This is a genomic window from Streptomyces sp. NPDC000404, from assembly GCF_040300365.1.
GTDB lineage: Bacteria > Actinomycetota > Actinomycetes > Streptomycetales > Streptomycetaceae > Streptomyces > Streptomyces ramulosus.
This window is the reverse complement of sequence record NZ_JBEPDN010000002.1, coordinates 380102-403050: the sequence shown is the minus strand read 5'-3', so window position 1 is coordinate 403050 and position 22949 is coordinate 380102. Positions and strand designations below refer to the sequence as shown.

The 22949-nt window shown below is 74.5% G+C and carries 23 protein-coding genes; 14 read left to right on the top strand and 9 right to left on the bottom strand.

Annotated elements, in window-relative coordinates; translation table 11 throughout:
• Positions 1-48 precede the first annotated feature (48 nt).
• Both ABT345_RS04890 and ABT345_RS04885 read right to left on the bottom strand, forming a co-directional pair.
• Positions 49-1575, bottom strand: a complete 1527-nt coding sequence (locus ABT345_RS04890) for a GMC family oxidoreductase (protein WP_345081995.1) — start codon at positions 1573-1575, stop codon at positions 49-51.
• A 195-nt stretch (positions 1576-1770) separates the two neighbouring features.
• Positions 1771-2067: a hypothetical protein gene (locus tag ABT345_RS04885; protein ID WP_345081992.1), complete on the bottom strand. Its 297-nt coding sequence runs from the start codon at positions 2065-2067 to the stop codon at positions 1771-1773.
• Between the two features lie 173 nt (positions 2068-2240).
• Here ABT345_RS04885 and ABT345_RS04880 point away from each other — a divergent pair, with 173 nt between their 5' ends.
• Positions 2241-2699 (top strand): hypothetical protein, encoded by a 459-nt coding sequence (locus ABT345_RS04880; RefSeq protein WP_345081989.1) that lies wholly within the window; start codon positions 2241-2243, stop codon positions 2697-2699.
• Between the two features lie 26 nt (positions 2700-2725).
• On the opposite strand, the gene ABT345_RS04875 is transcribed toward ABT345_RS04880, so the two are convergent.
• Entirely contained in the window at positions 2726-3115 is a 390-nt protein-coding gene (locus ABT345_RS04875) for a hypothetical protein (protein WP_345081986.1), read from the bottom strand.
• 393 nt (positions 3116-3508) lie between these two features.
• Here ABT345_RS04875 and ABT345_RS04870 point away from each other — a divergent pair, with 393 nt between their 5' ends.
• Positions 3509-4021 carry a DUF6624 domain-containing protein gene (locus ABT345_RS04870; RefSeq protein WP_345081983.1) on the top strand — a complete coding sequence of 171 codons (513 nt, stop codon included), beginning with the start codon at positions 3509-3511 and terminating at the stop codon, positions 4019-4021.
• 85 nt (positions 4022-4106) lie between these two features.
• On the opposite strand, the gene ABT345_RS04865 is transcribed toward ABT345_RS04870, so the two are convergent.
• The 4 genes from ABT345_RS04865 to ABT345_RS04850 all read right to left on the bottom strand — a co-directional run bounded on the left by ABT345_RS04865 (position 4107) and on the right by ABT345_RS04850 (position 9953).
• Positions 4107-4322, bottom strand: a complete 216-nt coding sequence (locus tag ABT345_RS04865) for a cold-shock protein (RefSeq protein ID WP_345081980.1) — start codon at positions 4320-4322, stop codon at positions 4107-4109.
• 342 nt (positions 4323-4664) lie between these two features.
• Positions 4665-7229 (bottom strand): MFS transporter, encoded by a 2565-nt coding sequence (locus ABT345_RS04860; RefSeq protein ID WP_345081978.1) that lies wholly within the window; start codon positions 7227-7229, stop codon positions 4665-4667.
• Positions 7226-7777 (bottom strand): MarR family winged helix-turn-helix transcriptional regulator, encoded by a 552-nt coding sequence (locus tag ABT345_RS04855; RefSeq protein WP_345081975.1) that lies wholly within the window; start codon positions 7775-7777, stop codon positions 7226-7228. The genes ABT345_RS04860 and ABT345_RS04855 overlap by 4 nt, the downstream gene beginning before the upstream one ends.
• 778 nt (positions 7778-8555) lie before the next feature.
• The gene (locus ABT345_RS04850) at positions 8556-9953 is read right to left on the bottom strand and encodes a pyridoxal phosphate-dependent decarboxylase family protein (protein WP_345081972.1); all 1398 of its coding nucleotides are present in this window, start codon (positions 9951-9953) and stop codon (positions 8556-8558) included.
• Between the two features lie 163 nt (positions 9954-10116).
• Here ABT345_RS04850 and ABT345_RS04845 point away from each other — a divergent pair, with 163 nt between their 5' ends.
• The 6 genes from ABT345_RS04845 to ABT345_RS04820 all read left to right on the top strand — a co-directional run bounded on the left by ABT345_RS04845 (position 10117) and on the right by ABT345_RS04820 (position 14890).
• Entirely contained in the window at positions 10117-10473 is a 357-nt protein-coding gene (locus tag ABT345_RS04845; protein WP_345081969.1) for an MmcQ/YjbR family DNA-binding protein, read from the top strand.
• 70 nt (positions 10474-10543) lie between these two features.
• Complete coding sequence (locus tag ABT345_RS04840; RefSeq protein ID WP_345081966.1) at positions 10544-10933, top strand: hypothetical protein; 390 nt, start codon at positions 10544-10546, stop codon at positions 10931-10933.
• 42 nt (positions 10934-10975) lie between these two features.
• Complete coding sequence (locus ABT345_RS04835) at positions 10976-11608, top strand: hypothetical protein (RefSeq protein ID WP_345081964.1); 633 nt, start codon at positions 10976-10978, stop codon at positions 11606-11608.
• Between the two features lie 66 nt (positions 11609-11674).
• Positions 11675-12379: a ribonuclease H family protein gene (locus tag ABT345_RS04830; protein WP_345081962.1), complete on the top strand. Its 705-nt coding sequence runs from the start codon at positions 11675-11677 to the stop codon at positions 12377-12379.
• A gap of 203 nt (positions 12380-12582) precedes the next feature.
• Positions 12583-13152, top strand: a complete 570-nt coding sequence (locus ABT345_RS04825; RefSeq protein WP_345081960.1) for a nucleoside/nucleotide kinase family protein — start codon at positions 12583-12585, stop codon at positions 13150-13152.
• Between the two features lie 241 nt (positions 13153-13393).
• Positions 13394-14890 carry a hypothetical protein gene (locus ABT345_RS04820; protein WP_345081958.1) on the top strand — a complete coding sequence of 499 codons (1497 nt, stop codon included), beginning with the start codon at positions 13394-13396 and terminating at the stop codon, positions 14888-14890.
• 71 nt (positions 14891-14961) lie between these two features.
• On the opposite strand, the gene ABT345_RS04815 is transcribed toward ABT345_RS04820, so the two are convergent.
• The gene (locus ABT345_RS04815; RefSeq protein ID WP_345081956.1) at positions 14962-15387 is read right to left on the bottom strand and encodes a DUF4345 domain-containing protein; all 426 of its coding nucleotides are present in this window, start codon (positions 15385-15387) and stop codon (positions 14962-14964) included.
• Positions 15388-15535: 148 nt separating this feature from the next.
• Between ABT345_RS04815 and ABT345_RS04810 the strand changes: the two genes are divergently transcribed.
• The 4 genes from ABT345_RS04810 (at position 15536) to ABT345_RS04795 (ending at position 19640) form a co-directional block, all read left to right on the top strand.
• Positions 15536-16141, top strand: coding sequence for a TetR/AcrR family transcriptional regulator (locus tag ABT345_RS04810; protein WP_345081953.1), 606 nt, complete (start codon positions 15536-15538; stop codon positions 16139-16141).
• Between the two features lie 218 nt (positions 16142-16359).
• Positions 16360-17388 (top strand): L-threonine 3-dehydrogenase, encoded by a 1029-nt coding sequence (gene tdh, locus ABT345_RS04805; protein ID WP_345081950.1) that lies wholly within the window; start codon positions 16360-16362, stop codon positions 17386-17388.
• A 97-nt stretch (positions 17389-17485) separates the two neighbouring features.
• The gene (locus tag ABT345_RS04800) at positions 17486-18688 is read left to right on the top strand and encodes a glycine C-acetyltransferase (RefSeq protein ID WP_345081947.1); all 1203 of its coding nucleotides are present in this window, start codon (positions 17486-17488) and stop codon (positions 18686-18688) included.
• A gap of 22 nt (positions 18689-18710) precedes the next feature.
• Positions 18711-19640: a LysR family transcriptional regulator gene (locus tag ABT345_RS04795; protein WP_345081944.1), complete on the top strand. Its 930-nt coding sequence runs from the start codon at positions 18711-18713 to the stop codon at positions 19638-19640.
• Positions 19641-19691: 51 nt separating this feature from the next.
• Here ABT345_RS04795 and ABT345_RS04790 read toward each other — a convergent pair whose 3' ends face one another.
• Positions 19692-20621, bottom strand: a complete 930-nt coding sequence (locus ABT345_RS04790; RefSeq protein WP_345081941.1) for a 2-hydroxyacid dehydrogenase — start codon at positions 20619-20621, stop codon at positions 19692-19694.
• A 175-nt stretch (positions 20622-20796) separates the two neighbouring features.
• On the opposite strand from ABT345_RS04790, the gene ABT345_RS04785 reads away from it, so the two are divergent.
• Positions 20797-22134: an MFS transporter gene (locus ABT345_RS04785; protein WP_345081938.1), complete on the top strand. Its 1338-nt coding sequence runs from the start codon at positions 20797-20799 to the stop codon at positions 22132-22134.
• A 46-nt stretch (positions 22135-22180) separates the two neighbouring features.
• A complete protein-coding gene (locus tag ABT345_RS04780) occupies positions 22181-22939 on the top strand; it encodes an IclR family transcriptional regulator (protein WP_345081935.1) in 759 nt (252 codons plus the stop codon).
• Positions 22940-22949: the final 10 nt, after the last annotated feature.

Below are 22949 nucleotides of genomic sequence, written 5' to 3'. Positions count from 1 at the left end.
CCCCGCCCGCCCGGCACCGCGGCCGCGCGGTGCCGGGCCGCCGCTCCCTCAGCCCGCGTCCGCGAGCACCATCTCCGCGGCCTTCTCCCCGACCATGATCGTCGGGGCGTTGGTGTTCCCGGACGGCACCGACGGCATCACCGAGGCATCCGCCACCCGCAGCCCGTCCACGCCGTACACCCGCAGCGACGGATCGACCACCGCCGCCGCGCCCCGCCCCATCCGGCAGGTGCCCACCTGGTGGTGGTACGTCGCCACCGCCCGCCGCACGAAGGCCCGCAGGTCGTCCCGGGTGCGGGCCTTTGGGCCCGGCGCCACCTCCGCCTTGCGCCAGACGTCGAACGCCCGCTGCCCGCCGATCTCCCGGCTCAGCTCCACCGCGTCGACCAGCGCCTCCAGGTCGTACGGATCGTCCAGCACGTTCGGGTCGATCAGCGGCGCCGCCTCGGGGTCCGCCGAGGCCGGCCGCAGCGTGCCGCGCGAACGGGGCCGTACGAGACCCGGCGCGATGGTGTAACCGTGCTCGGGCACCGGATAGGACTCCGCCGGGTACACCAGGTGCATGAAGAGCGGCTGGAGGTCGGGCCCCGGCAGCCGCGCGTCGGAGGACGCGAACAGCTGCGCCTCCAGCAGGTTCGCGGTACCGGCCGGAAGCGGTCCGGTGGCCTCGTAGACATTGCTCACCAGCAGGTGGTCGTGGAGGTTGGCCCCCACGCCCGGCAGGTCCACCACCGTCTCCACCCCCACCGCGCCCAGGGCGTCCGCCGGGCCGATGCCGGAGTGCAGCAGCGTCTGCGGCGACCCGAGCACCCCGCCGCAGAGCAGCACCTCCCGCGCGGCGCGCGCCCGGTGCAGCCGCCCGTCGGCCGCGTACTCCACGCCGACGGCCCGGCCCTTCTCCAGCAGCACCCGGTGCACCCGCGCACCGGTCGTCACCGTCAGGCCCGGGTTGCCCAGGACGGGCGCGACGAAGCTCTGCCAGGCGCTCATCCGCAGCCCGCCGCGGACCGTGACGTGGTTGAAGCCGACGCCGGTCATCCGCGCGCCGTTGAAGTCCTCGGTGACGGGGTGGCCCAGACCGGCCGCCGCCTCGACGAACGCGGCGGCCGTCGGGTGCGGCTCGGTGATCCGGCTGACCGGCAGCGGTCCGCCCGCGCCGTGCCAGGCACCGGCGCCGTCCACATGGTCCTCGGACCGTTTGAACAGCGGCAGCACGCTGTCCCAGTCCCACCCCGGGCAGCCGTCGGCGGCCCAGCCGTCGTAGTCGCTGCGGTGCCCGCGGACGTAGATCATGCCGTTGAGGGAGCTGGAGCCGCCGAGCACCTTCCCGCGTGGCCAGGCCAACGTCCGGCCGCCGGCGTGCCGTTGCGGGACGGACACGGCCGCCCAGTCCAGCGCGGACCCGAGGAGCGCGGGCCAGCCCTGCGGGCTGTGCACCCGCGCGTCGTCGTCCGGCGGCCCGGCCTCCAGCACCTGCACGGAGTACCCCTGGTCCAGCAGTCTCCGGGTCAGCACGCTCCCGGCCGAACCGGCCCCCACCACAAGGAAGTCGTGCTCCGTACGCGTCTGCGCCATGGCAGCCCTCTCTCGTCCCGCGACCGGCCCGGCGGGCCCGAAGTCGTCGCTCCCCAGGGACGGTAGGGGCCGCGCACGGCCCACGGGGACGGATTGCGGAGACGGCCGGGGGCCGGAGGCGGTACGAGGCGGAAAAAGGGGCGGGCGACGTGCGCCGCGTCCCGGGCGCGGTGGGCCGGCCGGGCGGTGCGGACGCTACCGCTGCCGTTCGAAGAGCCGCTGCAGTTCCCGCCGCGCGTCCTCGCCGCCGCGTATCGCTTCCACCACCGCCTGGTGGAAGCTGCGGCTGTCCTCCTCGGAGTGGCAGGGGACGGGACTGCCGTCCAGCGTGAACCAGTCCGTGGCACCGGTGTACTGCACCGCCACGTGCGCCTCATCCTCCGACCAGGTCGTATGGATGGTCACATCGCCGTCGAGCACACCCGCCTCCTCGGTGCGGACGGTGCCCGGCCGCGCGTGGATGCCGACGGTGGTCCAGGAAGCCCAGGTCATGAATTCCCCCTCGGGTGACGGGGGCACCGGCCGGCGGCCGGGCGCAGTTCCTCAAGTCTGGCACCGGCGGCCGGTCACCGCAGGGCGGCCCGGCGCCCCGAGGGGACGGCGGCATTCACCCCGATGGGCGTACCCGTGCGGACAGCCGCCGGATTCCGGGGCACAGGAGGGGCATGAGCGCTCACTCCGTACCGCACGACGCCGACCGGCCGGGACCGGACGCCGCCCACCGCAGACCCGAGGGGGTGGGCGACGCCACCATCCGGGCGCTCGGCACCCTCTCGGAAGCCCTGGAGACCGTCGAACGGGCCCGCGGCCACCTCTACGCCTTCCACCAGCTCACCGGGGGCGCCGACCGCACGGTGGGGGAGAGCGTCCACCAGCTGCGGGCGGCCGGCCACCTCGATCTGGCCGACCTGGTCGAGCGGGAGATCGTCGGGCGCAACGTCCTCCCGGGCCGCTGGACGTTCCAGGTGGTCGAGGAGTACAACGCCACCTACTACCGGCCCTTCACCGACATCGAGGCGTACGTACGCGGCGAACTCGTCGCCGGCCGCGAACACGTCAACGAAGCGGAACTCAAGGAATCCCGCCGCACCCACGGCCACCCCGACCACACCGCCCTGCCCTGAGACGGCGCGGGCCCGGCGCGTGGCGGTCAGCCGGCTTCCGGGCCCGCCGCGCCCGGGGGCCGCGTGCCGATCTGCATACCGGGGCGGCGGCGGTGCACGGTGAGGTACGACAGGCCGCCCGCGCCCGCGACGAGGGCGCGGGTGGAGCCGTGCGGCAGCCACACCAGACCGCCCGCGGTCAGCGCCTCGTCCCGTCCCGCGGATTCCAGGGTGCCGTCGCCGGACAGGACGAGGAGGAGGACGTCCAGGTCCGGTTCGCGGTGGGCGTCCACGCGCTGCCCGGCCGTCAGATGGACGACGTTGGCGTCGAGCTGCCGCCCGGACTCGGCCAGCTTCCACCGCACCGCGGCACCGCCCGAGGCGTCCGCGGCGAGCGCGACGACATCGCACAACACGCTCGGAACGGGAGATTCCACGCTGCGCACCTTTCCCCGGAATCGTGGAGCCGCATTCTTCCATCGCGCGGCACCCAGGAGCGCGCGGGCGCGGACGAGGCCGTACGGGAAACGGGAGGTGCGGGGAGGCGGTGGTGAGCCCGTGATCGACGGCGCTCGGTGCCCGGGGCGGCGGCGCCGGAAAGGGGGCGGGCCCGGCGGGACTTCTCCAGTATCCCGGGTGGCGGGGGCCGCTGTCACCGTTCCCGAAGATGATCTTTACCGCCGGTCGCGCCCGTAGCGTGGTGCCACCACCGCCACCGTCGCAGCACGGCCGCCGTGGGCCGCCGCGCGGCCGTCCGCGCGTCCGGTCGGCGTCCGGTGCGTACGCGTGCGCCACCGCCGTGATCACCGAACCCGAGGAGCGCCGTACCCATGCCTTCTTCCCCCGCCGTCGACGACCTGCGCGCCGAGCTGATCGGCATGGCCGAGGAGGACGCCCGGACCGCACCGTGCGCGAACAGCGAGGATCCCGCCGAGCGGCTGGCCTGGCACCGCCTCACCGCGGAGCACGGGGACCGGCTGCGCCGGATCATGGACGAGTCCGGCTGGCCCACCGCGGACCGGGTGGGCGAGGCCGCCGCCCGCGCCGCCTGGCTGGTGGCGCAGCACGCCGACCGGCAGCTCGATGTGCAGCGGCGGGCGTTGCAACTGCTGGAGCAGGCGGTGGCCGAAGGCGCCGCCGGGCCCCGGGAACTGGCCTTCCTGCGCGACCGGGTGCGGGTGAACGAGGGGCGCGAGCAGCTCTGCGCCACCCAGATCGCCGGGGTACGCGACGGGGTGCCCGTGCCCTGGCCCTGCGCGGAGCCCGACCGCGTCGACGCCCTGCGCGCCGCGGCCGGGATCGCGCCGTACGAGGAGTACGTCGCGCAGTTCACGGCCGGCTGACGGCCGCACCGTACGACGCGGACCGCCCCGCTCCTGCGGGGAGCGGGGCGGCGACGGGTCCGGGAAAGGGGGACCGGGCGGCGGCTCAGGCGCCGACGGTGTTGACCACGATGTTCTCGGCCTGCGGGCCCTTGTGGCCCTCGGTGACGTCGAAGGAGACGGCCTGGCCCTCCCGCAGCTCCCGGAAGCCGGTGGCGTTGATGTGGGAGTAATGGGCGAACACGTCGGGGCCGCCGCCGTCCTGCTGGATGAAGCCGTACCCCTTCTCCGCGTTGAACCACTTCACGATGCCGCTCTTCATATGCCCTCCACGGGAACTCGTAAGGCCTCCCGCACCGTGCGGGAGGCCGCGACAGACGACGGATGACTGACAAGTGGTGACCGACCGGACCGGATCCGGAACTCGACCAGACCGGATCCGGAACTCGGCGGCCACCCTTCGACGTTACACAGAGAGTGACTTGTTGGCCACAAACGGTGGGCGTTCGGGGTGGGTTTCGTGTGTTCTGCGTGTCGATGGGGGAGTGCGGAGCGTGAAGAGGAGCGGGGACCGTACGCGAGGGCCGGGGCGGGCCGGGCCGCGGACGGGAGCGGGCCCGGCCCCTGGTGGAGGAGCCGGGCCCGCAGTTCCGTCGGCGGCCGGTCAGCCTGCGGTGTCGTGACCGAGGTCGATGTCCAACTCGGTGTGTCCGTCGGTGTCCACCCGCAGCGGCGTGGCGACCGGCGGATAACCGCTGGCGATCACGGTGTAGGTGCCCTGGTCGAGGTCGGTGAAGGCGTATGCGCCGTCCCCGCCGGTCGTCGCCGTGCCCACGACGTTGCCCGCCGGGTCCAGCAGCGTCACCCGGGCGTCGCCCAGCGGCCCGTGGTGTGCGGACCGCACGGTGCCCCGGATGCGGGCGCCGGGCGTCAGCCGGATCTCGTAGCGGTTGCGGCCGCCGGGCGTGACCTCCACCGGGAGGGCGGCCGGGCGGTGGCCCTCGGCGCTGACCGCGAGGGTGTAGCCGCCCTGCGCCAGCTCCCCGAAGGCGAAGCCGCCGTCCGCACCGGCGATGCCCGACGCCACGACCTCACCGCGGACATCCGTGGCGACGACCAGCGCGCCCGGCAGGGGAGCGCCGTCCAGATCCGCGACGACCTCGCCGGAGAGTCCGGCCGCACCGCCGAGCGCCAGATCGAACCGCACCGGCTCGTCCGCCACCACGACCGTCGCCGCCTGCGGCTGCCGGGCGCCCGCCGAGCCGATCAGGACATACGTCCCGGCGCCCGGCGCGGCCAGCGCGTAGCGGCCGTCGTCCCCGGTGGCGGCGCGGCCCAACTGCCGCCCGCCGATATCGATCAGCGTGACCACGGCCTGCGCCACCGGGGCGCCGCCGCCGTCGTGCACGGTGCCCGTGACACAGGGGCCCGACGCCTCCACGGGCGCGGTCGCCACGGGCTCGGCCGCCGGCGCCTCCACGGCGGTGGCCGCGGCGGCCGCGCCGTCGCCGGCGCCCTCGCCCGTACCGCCCGTACCCGCGGCCTCCGCGTCCGCCTGGGCGCGTGCCTGCAGTCCGGAGATCTGCCGCAGCGGCACCTCCTTGACGAACAGCACCAGCAAGAACGCCACCGCGACGACGATCGCGCCCATCAGGAAGACCGTGTGCATCGAGTCGGCGAAGCCGCGCTTGAACGGCTCGGCCAGCCGCGGGTCCAGGTGCTGGATGAACGACGAGTCGCTGAGCACGCCGGAGGAGTTCCCGCCGCCCCCGGGCGCCTTGAGCATGTCCAGGACCGGCTTGTTGGCCGGGTCCTGGAGGACCTTCGGGTCGTGAAGCGCCGCCTGGAAGCGCTCGGTGCGCACCGCCGAGCCGAACGCGTCCGCGATCTTGTCGCCGACGGTGCTGAACAGCACCGACAGGAAGATCGCGGTACCGGCGGTGGCGCCCATCTGCCGGAAGAACGTCGACGACGCGGTCGCCACGCCCATGTCCCGCGGCGGCACGGCGTTCTGCACCGCCAGCACCAGCGTCTGCATGCAACCGCCCAGCCCCAGGCCGAAGACGAGCATGTAGAGCATCGTCTCCCACAGCGGGGTGTCCCACTGGACCCGGAAGTGGAAGAGCAGCATCGCCGCGACCATCAGCGCCGTACCGAGGATCGGGAAGATCTTGTAGCGGCCGGTCTTGGCGGTGATCTGGCCGCAGGCGATGGAGGCGATCAGCATGCCCGCCATCAGCGGCAGCATCTCCAGGCCCGAGCGGGTGGGGCTCGCGCCCTTCACGATCTGGAGGTACTGCGGGATCATCAGCATCCCGCCGAACATCCCCATGCCGATCAGCACGGACAGCAGGCTCGTCATGCTGAAGGTGCTGTTGCGGAAGAGCCGCATCGGGATCAGCGCATCGTCCCCGATCCACCGCTCCACGAAGATCCACGCGATGATGCCGACGCCGCCGATGACGTAGCAGGCGATCGAGGTGTTCGACCCCCAGCCCCACTCGCGGCCCTGTTCGGCGACGAGCAGCAGCGGGACGACGCCGATCGCGATGGTGACCGCGCCCCACCAGTCGATGCGGTGGTCGCGGCGGGTGTGCGGGATGTTGAGGACCTTCGCGACGACGAAGAGGGCGATGATGCCGATCGGCACGTTCACCAGGAACACCCAGCGCCAGCCGGTGATCCCCAGCAGGTGCTCCTGACCGGCCAGCGCGCCGCCGATCAGCGGGCCCGCCACGCTGGAGGTGGCGAAGGTGCCCAGCATGTAGCCCTGATAGCGGGCCCGTTCGCGGGGCGGTACGACATCGCCGATGATCGCCAGCGCCAGCGACATCAGACCGCCGGCGCCCAGGCCCTGCACGGCGCGGAACGCCGCGAGTTCGGTCATCGAGGTGGAGAACGTGCAGGCCACCGAGCCGACGACGAAGACGCTGATCGCCGTCAGATAGTACGGCTTCCGTCCGTGCAGGTCGGACAGCTTGCCGTAGAGCGGTGTGGAGATCGTCGAGGTGATGAGGTAAGCGGTGGTCGCCCACGCCTGCTGGCTCAGCCCGTGCAGGTCGTCGGCGATGGTGCGGATCGACGTACTGACAATGGTCTGGTCGAGCGCCGCCAGGAACATCCCCAGCATGAGTCCGCTGAGGATGGTCAATATCTGACGGTGGGTGAGGACACCTGTCTCCGGTATCGCCTTGGCCCCCGCCGTGGGTGGGGAGGTGGATGTGCTCATGCGCTGTGCTCTCCCTGTTGCGCGGCGCTGCCCTGGTCTCCCCCGGAGCACGGTCGCGCGTGTTGGTGTTCCACCAAGTCGTTGTTGAGGCGGCCCAGCAGCCGGATCAGGTCCGCCCGGTCCTGCGGCGTCCATGGCTCCAGCAGCCTGGCCAGTTCGGCGTCGCGCTGACGCCGGTAGTGCTCGAAGGTGTCCCGGCCGGACGGGGTGGCGCTCAGCAGCGTGACCCGCCGGTCGTCCGGGTCCGGCCGCCGTTCGACCAGCCCCCGGTCGACCAGCGCCCGCACCTGACGGCTGACCGTCGACAGGTCGAGGAACGCGTCGGCGGCCAGGTCGGTCGCCCGTCGGTCGCCGCCGATCACCAGCCGGGCCAGCAGTACGCGGTCGGCGGCGCTCGCGTCGTTCTTCGCGCGCTGTTTCCACGCCGCGATGAGCCGCGTGAACCGCACGATTTCCGACCCCAGTCCGGCGGCGGCCTCGTCCAGCCCCGAGGCGGCGGTGACCCGCTCGTCCACGCGGCCGTCAGGGGGGACCGTCCCCTTGCTCATGATGAATCCTTGCGAAAATCCGTCGGCGCGGAGCGGCCGACCCGGCATATTGCTTGTATCCAGCAAGTCTAGCCTCTGACGGGGCCCGCCGATCACCGGTTTTCCGCGCTGCCGGGCCGAACGGCGTTGTCAGACCCCGGCGTTACGGTCGGGAGCATGACCGGTGACATCGCCCTCGACACCACGTTCCGGGCCCGCCGCGCGCCCGCCGACCGCCGCATCGGGCCGCGCGCCGGGGCGGGGCGCCGCACGGACGTCTGCCGGGGGTGTGCGCCGAGGGTGCGGAAGAACGTACCGCGGGGCTCCGTCCAGGGGCGTGAGGGGGTGTGGCGCGATGGCGCGGTTCGGCCGGCGCGGCTCGTTGCGCGGTGACGTGGGCGAGGTGGGGCGTGCGGGCGGGAGGGGCTGCCGGGCGGTACGCCCAGGTGTGGTGGCCCTCCCGGGTGTGGCGGCCTGCGCAGGCGTGCTGGTCCGCTTCGGCGTGGTGGCGCTCCTGGGCCTGGTGGCCTGCGCCGGCCTGGCGGCTCTCAGAGGTGTGGGGATTCGTCGGGGTGCGGATGGTGCCCCTCGGGATGCGTGGCGTCGCCGGAGCGCGGGAGCCCGCCGGGGTGAGCGGCTTGGCCGGGGTGCGGGGGCCCGTCGGGCCGCAGGCCCCCGCCTCGGTGCGTGGCTCAGCCCGGGTGCGCGCAGCCTCCGGGGCGGGCGCACCCTCGGTGCGTGGCTCCGCCCGGGTGCACGCAGCCTCCCGGGCGGCAGTCGCCACCCGGGAGTCGCCGGCTCACGCCTCCTGGGCCGTCACCTTCCGGGCCGCCTCCTCCAGCGCCGCCGCGATCCGGGCCACGTCCGCCTCGCCGGTGCGCCAGTTGCTGAACGCGGCCCGCAGCGCGGGGGTCCCGTCGTACACCGTCGGCGTCAGGAACGCCTCCGTGGAGACCGCGTCCGCGAGCGCCCGCAGCGACTGCTCCGTCGGCGCGCCGGCCAGCGTGAAGCAGACGACGTTCAGCCGCACCGGCGCCAGCAGCCGCAGCTCGGGTGCCGCCTCCACCGCCCGCCCCAGGGCCCTGGCCCCGGCCACACACCGCTCGACGATCTCCCGGTACCCGTCCCGCCCGTAGGCCCGCAGGGTGAACCACGCGGCGAGCGCCCGCAGCCGGTGCGAGTTCTCCGGCGTCAGATGGACGAGGTCGGGATCCGCGCCCAGGGGCCCCAGGTATGCCGCGGCGCTGCGGAACACCTCCGCCTGCAGATCCGGCCGCCGGGTGAACTGCACCGCGCTGTCGTACGGCACATTGAGCCATTTGTGCAGGTCCACGCAGATCGAGTCCGCCAGATCCAGTCCGGCCACCAGATGCGCCGACGCGGGGGAGAGGGCGGCGAACGCGCCGAACGCGGCGTCGACGTGCAGCCAGAAGCCGTAGCGGTCGCGCAGCGCGGCGAGGGCCGTCAGATCGTCGAAGTCGACGGTGTTGACGGTCCCGGCGTTCGCCACCACGATGCACGGCCCGTCGTGCGCCGCCAACTCCCGCTCCAGCGCCACGAGGTCGACGGCCTCGCGCCCCGGCTGCGTCCCCACCGCCACCAGCGCGTCGTGCCCGAGCCCGAGCACCGACAGCCCCTTGGTCACGCTCGCGTGCGCGGCCCCCGACAGCACCCGTACGGGGCCGAGCGCCGCGACACCGCTGCGCGCCGGGGAGATGCCGCGCCGCTCCCCGAGCCATTCACGCGCCACCGCGAGACCGACGGTGTTCGACATCGTCGCCCCGCTCACGAACGTCCCGGCGTGCGCCTCCGACAGGCCGAACAGCTCCCGCAGCCAGGCCACGGTCCGCCGCTCCAGCACCTGGCCCGTGCCGTCCAGCGAGGTGTTGGAGTTCTGGTCGGCGGTGGCGGTCAGCCAGTCGCCGGCCAGCGCCGCGGGCGTCGCCCCGCCCGTCACGAAACCGAGGTAGCGCGGGCCCGCGCTCCCCGACAGCCCCGGCTCCCAGTCCTCCCCGAACTCCGCCAGCGCCTCCCGCAGCCCCGCCCCCGACTCGGGCAGCGGGACCTTCGGCGGCGGCTGCCAGGCCGGGATCACCGGCCGCTCGGGCAGCCCGTCCAGGAAGGTCACGGCGCGTTCCCGCGCGGCGTCCAGCAGGGCGGGCAGGTCGGCGAGGTCGTCGGCGAGACGAGGGTGCATGGGGGCTCCATTCTTCGGTTCGCCGTCACGCTAGGCCGGTGCGCGCGGCCGCGGCCCGGTCCACCTGCGGACAACTGGACCGATTCCGGGGCCCGTACGCCGGCCGCGCGGCCGCCGGCCTCCCGCCGTGCGCACCCCCGCGCCGCTCTCGTAATCTCGGGGCATGACCGACGCCCAGGGCACGCCCGACTCCGACGACGTACGCCGTATCGCGCTCTCGTTCCCCGGTACGGAGGAGCGGCTGGCGTGGGGGATGCCGACCTTCCGGGTCGCCGGGAAGATGTTCGTCACGGTGCCGGACGACGAGACGTCCTTCGCGGTCCGCTGCCCGATGCACGAGCGCGCGGAGCTGATCGCGGCGGAGCCGGAGAAGTTCTGGGTCCCGCCGCACGAGGCCGGCTCGCACTGGGTACGCGTCCGGCTCGCCGCCCTGGAGGACGAGGGCGAACTCCGGGACATCCTGACCGACTCCTGGCAACAGGCCGCGCCACCCCGCCTGTTGGAGCACTTCCGCCCGTAGGGGACGCCGTTCCGGGCGGGCCCGGAACGTGGCCGTACCCCTCCGGCCGGGCGGGCCGGTACGGCGAACGGTGCGGGGGCCGCCACCGGGCCCGTCCCACCTGCACCGATGGCGTCCCTGCGGACACCCGCTGCTGGACCGACGCACCGCCTGCGGCGACCCGGAGCCCGGCTGGGACGGCCCCGCGGTCCTGGGCGGACACCGCGCCGCCGGCCAACTCCTCCTCGTCGGTCCGCATGCCGCCGCCGACCGCGCGCCCGTGCCGTTCCGCGAAGGAACCGGCGACGGCTGCGCCGTCCTCGCGCCGCCGGCCCACGGCCCGGCCCTCCTCGCCACCGCCGTCGCACAGACCTCCGCGGCGCCGCGCGATCTGCTCGACGAGGCGCAGGCGCACGGCCTCGGCGCTCCCCACGGGCGAGCGGTGCCCCGAGCCGGGCGGCGCGGTCCCACCGGGGCGTGAGCGCCGCTGCCGACGGGCGGCGCCTCCGCATAGGCTCGGCGCATGCCCGTTCCGGAAGCCGCCGCCCGCCGCGACCGCGCCGACCGCCGCGACCGCGCCGACCGCCGCCGCGGCGCCGCACTCGACATCCTCGGCACGCTCGGCCTGGTCGACCGCTGGCGGCCCCTCGGCCGGCCGGTGGTGGTCGGGTCGGTGGCGCTGGACCTCGTCGTCGAACCGGACATCGACCTGGAGATCTACTCCCCGGCCCCCTCCGTCGCCCGGGGCTTCGCCGCCCTCGCGCCCTGCGCCGAGCTGCCGGGCGTACGCCGGCTGCGGTTCACCAACGCCCTCGACCTCCCCGACCAGGGGCTGTACTGGCGCCTGGACTACGAGGCGGACTCCGGCGACACCTGGCAGATCGACATGTGGTGGCTGGCCGACGACCACCCGGGCCCCCGGGCCGCCGATCTGGTCGGTCCGCTGCGCGCGGCGCTGACCGAGGAGACGCGGGACGCGATCCTCACGATCAAGGAGGCGGCGGCAGCCGAGGGCGAGCCGCTGCCGGGCGTCTGGGTCTACCGCGCGGTCGTCGCCGACGGGGTGCGCGGCTATCCCGCGTTCACCGCCTGGCGAGCCCGCACCGCCACGGACCGGCTGACGTCCTGGCGTCCCGCCACCGACCCGGCGCGCTGAGTCACGGCGGGCGCCGCCGGCGGGGGCGTGGCGTCCGGCACCCCGTCGGCCTGGGATGATCGGGGCATGGCTGAACGCGTAATCGCCGCGTGTGACGGGGCGTCGAAGGGAAATCCGGGACCGGCGGGCTGGGCCTGGGTCATCGCCGACGAGGCCGGCGACCCGGCCGTCTGGGAGGCCGGACCGCTGGGCACGGCGACCAACAACGTCGCCGAGCTGACCGCTCTGGAGCGGCTGCTGACCCACGCCGACCCGCAGATCCCGCTGGAAATCCGGATGGACTCGCAGTACGCGATGAAGGCGGTCACGACCTGGCTGCCCGGCTGGAAGCGCAAGGGCTGGAAGACCGCCGCGGGCAAGCCGGTCGCCAACCAGGAGCTGGTGGTGCGCATCGACGCGCTGCTGACCGACCGCTCCGTCACCTTCCGCTACGTCCCCGCGCACCAGGTGGACGGGGACCGGCTCAACGACTTCGCCGACCGCGCCGCGAGCCGCGCCGCGACGGACCAGGAGCCCGCGAGCAGCGCCCAGGGCTCCCCGGAACCGCCGCCCTCCTCGCCCACCGCCGCCCGCGCCAAGCCGGTCCGCCGCAGCGGCGGCGGTGCCGCCCGCACGCGCGGCGCCGGCAGCGGTGCGTCCCGGACGCTGAAGGCGAAGTTCCCCGGCCGCTGCCGCTGCGGCCGCTCCTACGCCGCGGGCGAGTCCATCGCCAAGAACCCGGACGGCTGGGGCCACCCGGACTGCCGCACCTCCGCGAACGGGGCGGCGTAGCGGGCTGCACCGGAGGCCGGAGGCCGAGGGCCGCGAGGGCCGCGAGGGCCGGGGCCGGTGACGGGGCGTTTCGTCTCCGTCACCGGGCTCCGGCCCTCGGCCGTGCGGGGCGGCCCTCGGCCGTGCCGGGCGGGCCCGCGAAAGCGGCGGCGCCCCGGAAAAGCGCCTGCGCCGCCCGGCCGGCGCATGGCAGGGTGCCCGCCATGGACACGGCAGAGGTACTGCTCATCGGCGGGCGCGCGGGAGTCGGGAAGACCACGGTGGGCTGGGAGGTCTCCGCGCGGCTGCGGGCCGCGGCGGTCCGGCACTGCGTCATCGAGGGCGACTATCTGGGCCAGGCGCACCCCGCCCCGGACGGGGACCCGCACCGCAGCGCGCTCACCACCCGCAATCTCACGGCCGTCTGGTCGAACTTCGCCGCCCTCGGATACCGCCGCCTCGTCTACACCAACACCGTCAGCGTGCTGCCGGAGAGCGCCGCGATGTTCCGGCGCGCCATGGGCGACGACGTCCGGTTGATACGGGTGCTGCTCACCGCCACGGACGCCACCGCCGGTGACCGGCTCACCGCCCGGGAGATCGGCTCGGAGCTGGACTCCGAACTCGCGGGCAGCGCCCGCAAGGCACGCCTGCTGGACGCGCGGGCACCCGGGGACACCGTGCGGGTGGCGACGGACGGACGCTCCGTGGCGGACCTCGCCGCGCAGGTGGTGGCGGCGACGGGATGGGCGGAGCCGCCCCCTGCCCGGCCGTCCGGACCGGCCGGCGGGTAGGGCTCACCGTTCGCCGCCGGGCCTGCCGCCCGGCGTACCGGCCGGCCCGGGCGCCCGCCCGCCCCCGCGATCCGTCCGCGTGCGCCCCCGCGCCGGTGCCGATCGCGCCAACAGGGGCGCGATCACGTCGTTGACCAGCGCAGTTACTGCGATCCGCACGCGCCGTGGGTGGCCGTACAGGAGAGTACGGAGGGAGATCGATCGCGTACACAACGTAAGAAAAGGCGAGGAGGGTCCGGACTTGAGGGGCGGAGACATCACCCAGGCGTTGACCATGCTGCACACCACGGTCGTGCACACCGGGAACGACGTACGGGACACCCTGGGCAAGGGGGTGGAGCGCCTGGCGAACGGGCGGGAGTTGGCGCACAAGGAGGTGCTGGCCAAGCTGGACGACGTGGCGCAGGGGGAGGCCACGCAGAAGGCGCTGTCCGGGGTGCGGGAGGAGCTGCGCACCGTCGGACGGAGCGTGGGCTCGCTGAGGGCGAAGGTCGAAGAGGCGGGCCCGGCCCCGGCGGTGGATGTGCGGGGCGAAGTGACGGCCGCCCTCGGCCCGTTGGGGGCGGAGGTGAAGGGCCTGACGGAGCTGCTCGGCGCCGTGCGCGAGGAGCTGGTGAAGCTGCGGGAGGCCGAGCCGCGGCGGTCCGCGGAGGCCGCGTCGCCGGGGAGCGCCGAAGGGCGGACGGCCGGTCCGCACACCGGGGACCCCGGGCACGCCGAGGCCGCTGCCGGCGCGGAGGCCGGCTGCCCGAACGCCGGTCACGGGCCTGCCGATCGCCCCGAGGAGGGCGCGGCCGCCTCCGCAGTGGCTCCCGAGGAGGGGCCTGGTTCCGCGACGGCTCCGGAGCCTTCCGCCGCGGGCGCGGTCCCGCCTCCGTCCGCCCCCGTTCCGGCCCCGCCCGCCGCGACCGTCCTTGAGGAAACCGCCCTGATCCCGTCCCCGCGGGCCGCCCTCGCCGACGCGCTGAAGGAGGTGGTGGCGCCCCTGCGCGACGAACTCGCCCGCGCCCGGACGGAACGGCTGGAGCGAGGGGAGGACCAGGGGCGGCCGGAGCGGCAGGAGGGCTACGGAGAAGGTGAACTCGCCGTGAAATACGACGAGTTGACTGATGAGGTGGCTTACCTGCGGCAGGTTCTCGTCGGTATCACCGGACGCGCGGAGGGGGAGGGTACGCCGGCCGAGGCGGGCCCGGAAGCGGTCGTGACGCCGGCGGCCGGGTGCGAGCCGGTCACCCTCGTCCCGGTCGACGCCACGGCCCACCGGCGGCTGCTGCTCCAGGCGGCGCGGGTGTCGTCGACGGTGCTCGTCTGCCACCGCGACGTCTGGGAGTTCGTGTCCGCCACCGCCGGGCGGCACCGTCATTTCCGGATGCCGCCGGAGGTCGTCGACGAGGGGGCGGGGCGGGTCTCGGCCGCGCTGTCGGGGCGTTCCCTGATCGCGATCCTGATCAGCCTGCACCGGATCCGGGCCGCCGATGACGACGGTGACGGAGACCTGCCGCTCGCCACGACGCTCTACCTCCGCATCGAACAGGCCCTGACCGCCCTCGCCTCCGACGGGGTGCCGCTGACCATCGTCCTCGACGACCGGTCGGCCCCGGACCTGCGGGACGCGGCGGCGAGCGGCGCGCGGCACCGGCGCGACCCGGACGGCGCGGAGGGCCGGCGGAGCCCGGAGCACGGCGGCTGCGAGCCGTCCCGGTCCCCGGAGGGCGGCGGCGAGGCCCTGGCCGGCTGACCCGGGAGGCTTCCGCACGCCGGACCGGCTCCCCGCGGGGCGCCGGTCCCGGCCTTCCGGTCGGCCTCCCGTCACGCCTCCGCGTCCGCCGCCACCTGCGACGTCGCGGACCGCGCCGCCTTCTCCTCCGCGTCCGCGAGCCAGAAGAGCAAGGGGGAGAGGGCCAGTTCGAGGCAGCCGAGCGCCGTCTGGAACCAGTGCGGCCAGCCGGTCACGGCGACCGAGAGCACCCGGCCGAGCGCGCCCAGCAGAAAGACGCCGGTCAGCAGGCGGACCGAGGACGCCGGGATCGGCCGCTGCCGGGTCGCCCGCAGCCAGGCCAGGCCGTATCCGGTGAAGACCGCGCCGAGGAACCGGCCGAGGCTGTCGACCGTCGCCCCCGCCCCGGGCGCCCCCGGGATCGCGGCGTTCCCGCCCAGGACGTGGAAGAGGCCGATCGCCGCGCAGCCGTACCCCATCGCGAGGGCCAGCCATCGAAGCGCCTTCGCCCGGGTCATCTGCCACCAACTCCTTTGTCGGGACGCCCCGCGCACGCGCCCGGCGCCGGCCGACCGAGGGCGCCGTCACGGTCGGCCGGATCCGCGTAGTAGACACGTGTACATCAGCGTCACCCCTTACTGGATGAGTGTCAAGTAAGGTGGAGCCATGTCGCCCCGTCAGCGCCTGCGCCCCGCCGAGCGCCGCGCCCAACTCCTCTCCGTCGCGGCCCGGCTCTTCGCCGCGCAGCCGTACGACGAGGTGCGGATGGAGGCCGTCGCCGAGGCGGCGGGCGTCTCCCGCGCCCTGCTCTACCAGCACTTTCCCAGTAAGCGCGAGCTGTTCGCGGCGCTCTACCGGCAGGTCGCCGGGCAACTGCTCGCCCGCTCGCGGGTCGACCCCGCCGACACGCTCGTGGCGCAGCTGACCGAGGGACTGGACGCCCACATCGCGTACTTCGCCGAGAACCGCAACACCGTCCTGGCGGCCAACCGCGTCCTGGCCGGGGACCGGCTGATCCAGACGATCATCGCCGACGAACTCGACGCGCTGCGCGAGCGGTTGCTCGCCGTGCTGCCGTACGCCGAGGGCAGACGGGAGGCGGTCTCGGGGGTGCTGAAGAGCTGGCTGGTCTTCGTCCAGGTGCTCTGCGTCGACTGGCTCGCCGAGGAGAGCTGCACCCGGACCGAACTGCGCGATGTGTGCATCGGCGCGGTCCTGGGCGCACTGCGTCCGCTGCTCGACGAGGACCCCGCACCGGAGTGGCCCCGCTGAGCCGGTGCCCGTGTGCCGGACGGGACGGATGAAGCGCTTCTGTTGCCCGGCTTAAGAAATGATCGATGGACGCGGCGCCCGTCGGACGGCAGATTGTGAGGCGTCCGGCCACGAGCGGCCGCGGTCCGCCGCGTTCGCCGCCGTGTGCCGGTTTTTCCTGCCCGGATCCGCCGCTCCACGGCGCGCCCGGGCCCGTCGTCGGCACAGGAGGCGCCTCGGTGAAAGCGCTGGTCAAGGAGAAGGCTGAGCCCGGGCTGTGGCTGCGGGACGTCCCGGAGCCGGCCGTCGGGCCCGGCGATGTGCTGATCAAGGTGTTGCGCACCGGCATCTGCGGCACCGATCTGCACATCCGTGACTGGGACGGCTGGGCGCAGCAGGCCGTCGCCGCGCCGCTGATCGTCGGCCACGAGTTCGTCGGCGAGGTCGTGGAGAGGGGCCGGGACGTCACCGACATCGCCGTCGGCGACCGGGTCAGCGGCGAGGGCCACCTGGTGTGCGGCAAGTGCCGCAACTGCCTGGCCGGGCGCCGCCATCTGTGCCGCGCCACCGTCGGTCTCGGCGTCGGACGCGACGGCGCGTTCGCCGAGTACGTCGCGCTGCCCGCCTCCAACGTCTGGGTGCACCGGGTCCCCGTCGACCTCGATGTCGCCGCGATCTTCGACCCGTTCGGCAACGCCGTGCACACCGCCCTGTCGTTCCCGCTGGTCGGCGAGGACGTGCTGATCACCGGCGCCGGGCCGATCGGGCTGATGGCGGCGGCCGTCGCCCGGCACGCCGGGGCCCGGAACGTCGTGATCACCGACGTCAGCGAGGAGCGCCTGGAGCTGGCCCGCAAGATCGGCGTCAGCCTCGCGCTCAACGTGGCGGACGCGACGATCGCCGACGGCCAGCGGGAGATCGGGCTGCGCGAGGGCTTCGACATCGGCCTGGAAATGTCCGGCCGCCCCGAGGCGCTGCGCGACATGATCGCCAACCTGACCAACGGCGGCCGCATCGCCATGCTCGGCCTGCCCGCCGCCGAGTTCCCCGTCGACTGGGCCCGCATCGTCACCTCGATGATCACCATCAAGGGCATCTACGGCCGCGAGATGTTCGAGACCTGGTACGCGATGTCGGTGCTGCTCGAAGGCGGTCTCGACCTCGCGCCGGTGATCACCGGCCGGTACGGCCACCGCGACCACGAGGCGGCCTTCGCCGACGCCGCGAGCGGCCGCGGCGGCAAGGTCATCCTCGACTGGACCGACTGACCTCCCGTTCTCCCACAAGGCGCGCCCGGCCGCCCGCCGGGCGCGCCCGCCCCACCGTCCCTTCCGTGCCCCGGTACCCGACCCCGAAGGACAGGACATGTTCGACTCCGTACGCGACGACCTGCGCGCCACCCTCGACGAGATCCGCAGCGCCGGACTGCACAAGCCCGAGCGCGTCATCTCCACCCCGCAGTCCGCGAGCGTGCAGGTCACTGAGGGGGGCCGCCCCGGCGAGGTGCTCAACTTCTGCGCCAACAACTACCTCGGCCTCGCCGACCACCCCGAGGTCGTCGCCGCCGCCCGCGAGGCCCTCGACCGCTGGGGCTACGGCATGGCCTCCGTCCGCTTCATCTGCGGCACCCAGGAGGTCCACAAGGAGCTGGAGGCGCGGCTCTCGGCCTTCCTCGGCCAGGAGGACACGATCCTCTACTCGTCCTGCTTCGACGCCAACGGCGGCGTCTTCGAAACGCTCCTCGGCCCGGAGGACGCGGTCATCTCCGACGCCCTCAACCACGCCTCCATCATCGACGGCATCCGCCTGTCGAAGGCGCGCCGCTTCCGCTACGCCAACCGCGACCTCGCCGATCTGGAGGCGCAGCTCAAGGACGCCGCGGGCGCCCGCCGCCGGCTCGTCGTCACCGATGGCGTCTTCTCCATGGACGGCCATGTCGCGCCGCTGCGGGAGATCTGCGACCTCGCCGAGCGCTACGACGCGATGGTGATGGTCGACGACTCGCACGCGGTCGGCTTCGTCGGCGCCGGCGGCCGCGGCACCCCGGAGCTGCACGGCGTCCTGGACCGCGTCGACATCCTCACCGGCACCCTCGGCAAGGCCCTCGGCGGCGCCTCCGGCGGCTATGTCGCCGCCCGCGCCGAGATCGTCGCCCTGCTGCGCCAGCGCTCCCGGCCCTACCTCTTCTCCAACAGCCTGGCGCCGGTCATCGCCGCCGCCTCGCTGAAGGTCCTCGACCTGCTGGAGTCCGCCGGTGACCTGCGCGACAAGCTCGCCGCGAACACCGCGCTGTTCCGCTCGCGGATGACCGAGGAGGGCTTCGACCTGCTGCCGGGCGACCACCCGATCGCCCCGGTCATGATCGGCGACGCGGCCGAGGCGGCGCGGATGGCCGAACTCCTCCTGGAGCGCGGCGTCTACGTCATCGGCTTCTCGTACCCGGTGGTGCCGCACGGCGCCGCCCGGATCCGCGTCCAGCTCTCCGCCGCCCACTCGACCGAGGACGTGCACCGCGCCGTGGACGCCTTCGTCGCCGCCCGAAAGGCCCTGGCCACCGAGGCGGAGTGACCCGCCTGGCAGAATCGATGACGTGATCGACGCACGACGGCTGCGCACCCTCCAGGCGGTGGCCGACCACCGCACGGTGACCGCGGCAGCCGCGGCGCTCCACCTGACCCCCTCCGCCGTCTCCCAGCAGATCGCGGCGCTGGAGCAGGAGACCGGCCACAAGGTCCTCGCCCGTGATCACCGCGGGGCGCGCCTGACCGCGGTCGGCGCGATCCTGCTGCGGCACGCCGGGGCGGTCCTCGCGGAGCTGGAGCGCGCCGAGGCGGAGGTCGCGGCGTACACCAGCGGCGCGGCGGGGGAGGTCACCGTCGCCGCGTTCGCCACCGGTATCGGCGTGGTGGTGGCCCCGGCCATCATCACGCTGCGGGCCGCCGCACCCGGCATCGTCGTGCGGGTGCGGGACGCGGAGGGCGACGAGAGTCTGCCGATGGTGCTCGACGGGCGCGCCGATGTCGCCGTGGCCGTCGAGTACCGCGGCGCACCGAGCGCGGCGGACCGGCGTCTGGTGCGCGTCCCGCTCTACGCCGAGCCGTTCGACGCGGTGCTGCCGCGCGACCACCGTCTCGCGCACGCCGCGGCGGTGCCGGTGGCGGCGCTCGCCGAGGACCCGTGGATCGGCCCGTACCCGGGCAACCCCTGCCATGACGTGATGGTCCTGGCCTGCGAATACGCGGGATTCCGCCCCGAACTCGCGCATTCCTCCGACGACTTCCGGGCCGTCGTCACGCTCGCCGGCGCCGGGGCCGGGGTGGCGCTGGTGCCGCGGTCGGCGCTGCGCGACACCGATCTCACGCAGGTCGCGGTGCGGCCGGTCGACGGGGTGGCGGCGACCCGCCGGGTCTTCGCCGCCGTCCGCCGCGGCGCCGAGGACCACCCGCTGTTCCGGCCGGTCCTCGACGCGCTGAGCGCGGCGGCCACGGCGGTCCCGCCGGGCGACCCGGTGGCCGCCTGACGGGACCGGCGCCCGCGCTCCGGCCGGGGCCGCCCGTGGCAGGCCGTCCCGTCAGCCCTGCGCTGCCACCGGGTTCAGCAGCTCCTCGCCCGCCGCCCACCGGCGGACCTGCTCCACGATCAGCCGCTCGGCGCGCGGCCGGAACGACGCCGCGCCGCCCCCGATGTGCGGGGTCAGCAGCACCCCCGGCGCCCGGCGCAGCGGATGGTCGCCGGGCAGCGGTTCGGGGTCGGTGACGTCGAGGGCGGCGCGCAGCCGGCCGGCGGTGGCCTCCGCGAGCAGCGCCGCGGTGTCCAGGGTGCGGCCCCGGCCGACGTTGACGACGAGCGCGCTGTCGGGCAGCGCGGCCAGCTCCCGGGCCCCGAACAGCCCGGTGGTGGCCGGGGTCTCGGGCAGCGTGAGGACCGCGATGTCGACGTCCGGCAGCAGCGCCGGCAGCTCCTCGACGGCGTGCACCCCGTGCTCGGGCCGGGCCCGGCGGGCGACCTTGACGACCTCCGCCTCACAGGCCAGCAGCCGCCGCTCCAGCGCCTCGCCGATCGATCCGTACCCGACGATCGCGACCCGGCTGTCCGCCAGCGAGCGGGTGAAGTGCGGCGCCCAGCGGCCCGCGCCCTGATCGGCGACCCAGCGGGGGAGTTCGCGCTGCGCGGCGAGGATCAGGCCGAGGGCGTGCTCGGCGGTGGACGCGTCGTGCAGCCCGCGGCCGTTGTGCAGCGCCACCCCGGCCGGCAGCAGCGGCTGCAGCTTCTCGACGCCCGCGCTCAGCGACTGCACGGCGCGCAGCCGCGGCAGCCGCTCCAGCAGCCGGTGCGCATCGGCGACCGCGTACGGCATGACCCACAGGCCCACCGCGTCCAGCACATCGGCCGGCAGCTGTTCGACGGGGGTGCGGCCGTCCCACACATGGACGCGGGTGCCGCCGGGCCAGGGGCCGTGCCGCTCGTCGAGCTGCGGCCAGGGGATCAGGACGTCGGTCATCGGGTGTCTCCTCGACGGCGGAAGGCGGTGAAGGCGGTGAAGGCGGCAGAAGCGGTGCAGGCGGTACGGGCGGTGAACGGATACCGGCCAACCATTGACCGGAACTGCTGCCTACTCGTAAGTTCTTCCCGCCTAGTGAAACACTTTCCATCTCACGGAAAACGGGGGGTCAACGATGACAACGCCGTCACCGTCCCTGAAGCCCGCGCCCTCGCTGTGGGCCTCCAGCCGCGCCCGGCATCTGATGCCCGTCGCCTTCGTCACGTACTCGCTCGCCTACCTGGACAAGTCGAACTACTCGCTCGCCTCGGCGGGCGGCATGGCCGGTGAACTCCACCTCTCGGCGGGCCTCGACTCGCTGATCGCGGCCTCCTTCTTCCTCGGCTACTTCCTCTTCCAGATCCCCGGCACCATCTACGCCGAGCAGCGCAGCGCCCGCCGCCTCATCGCTTGGTCGACGGTGCTGTGGGGCCTGCTCGCCGTCGTCCAGGGAATGCTGAGCGATCCGGCGCAGCTGATCGCCGTCCGCTTCGCGCTCGGCGTCGTCGAGGGCGCCGTACTGCCGTCGATGGTCATGCTGCTGGGCCGCTGGTTCACCCACGCCGAACGCGGCCGCGCCAACACGCTGCTGATCCTCGGCAACCCCGTCACCGTGATGTGGCTGTCCGCCCTCTCCGGCTGGCTGATCTCCGTCTCCGACTGGCGCGTGATGTTCATCGCCGAGGGCATCCCCTCGGTCGTCTGGGGCCTGTGCTGCCTCCGCCTGATCAAGGACCGCCCCGACGACGCCGGCTGGCTCCCCGCCGCCGAACTCGCCGAACTGCGCGCCGACCCCACCACCGCGCCGCCCGCCCCCACCACCACCCCCGAACTGGTCCGCTCCTACCGCGCGGTGCTCCGCTCGCGCCCCGTGCTGCTCATGTCCGCGCAGTACTTCTGCTGGTCGTTCGGCATGTACGGCTTCGTCTTCTGGCTGCCCTCGATCGTCAAGAGCGGCACCGGCGAGGGCATCGGCACCACCGGAGCGCTCACCGCCGTCCCGTACGCCTTCGCCGTCGTCGCGATGCTCGTCAACTCCCGCCTCTCGGACCGCAGCGGCCGCCGCCGCGCCGCCGTCTGGCCCTGGCTCGCCACCGGCGGCCTCGCCCTTTTCGGCTCCTACGCGGCCGGCTCCCACTTCGGCGTCGCCTTCGCCCTGCTGGTGGTCGCCGCCGCCTGCCTCTACGCGCCCTACGGTCCGTTCTTCGCGCTGATCTCCTCGCTCGCCCCGGCCGGGATCTCCGGCGCGGCCGTCGCGATGGTGAACTCCTTCGGCGCGCTCGGCTCGTTCGCCGGGACCTACCTGGTCGGCTGGGTGCGCGGCACCGCGCTCGGCGACGCGGGCGCCTTCGCCATGATGGCCGTCGGCGCGCTGCTCTCCGCCGGACTGACCCTCACGGTGCGCGAGCCCCGGCCCGCGGCCGGGCCCTTGGGTACGGTGACCGGGCAGCCGGAGCCCGCCGAGGCCCGCTGACACCAGGAACGGCCGGGCCACCGGCGCGGCACACAGGAGACGCACCATGACCACCACATCCGGCGACGACCAGCTCAGCCGGGGGCTGCGCCTGCTCTCCGTCCTCGCCGACCACCCCACAGGCCTCGGGGTCAGCGCGGCGGCCCGGATGGCGGGCCTCCCCGTCAGCAGCGCCCACCGCATCCTGGGCCGCCTGGTGGCCGAGCGGTTCGCCTCCTACGACGAACGCGCCCGCCGCTACGCCCCGGGCGTCCGCGTCCTGGAACTCTCGCGCGGCTTCCACCGCTCACCGGCCGGCTACTCCGAGGCCGCCGCCCCCATGCGGACCCTCGCCGCCGCCACCGGACTGCCCGCCATCGCCGGCATCCTGTACGACGGCGACGTCCTGCTGGTCCTCGCGGTGCAGGGCACCCAGCACCTCCAGCTCCGCAGCGCCGAGGGCACCCGCAACGCCTGGCACGCCACCTCGCTCGGCAAGGCGCTGGTCTGCGGCCAACCCGCGGACACCGTCGACGCCCTGCTGGCGAAGGAACTGCCCGCGGTGACCGCCCGTACGGTGACCGACCCCGAGGCGGTCCGCGCGGAGCTGGCGCGGGTGCGGGCCCGGGGCTGGGCGGAGGTCGACGAGGAGGGCGAGGTCGGCGTCCGCTCGATCGCCATGGCGGTCCCGGCCCGGTCGGGCGCGCCGCGGCTGGCGATCTCGCTGGGCGCGGTCACCGCACTGACCTCGGCGGACGAACTCCACGCCCAGCTGCCGCGGCTGCGGGAGTGCGTGGAGGAGATCGCCGCGCACATGGGGTGGTGACGGGCTCCGG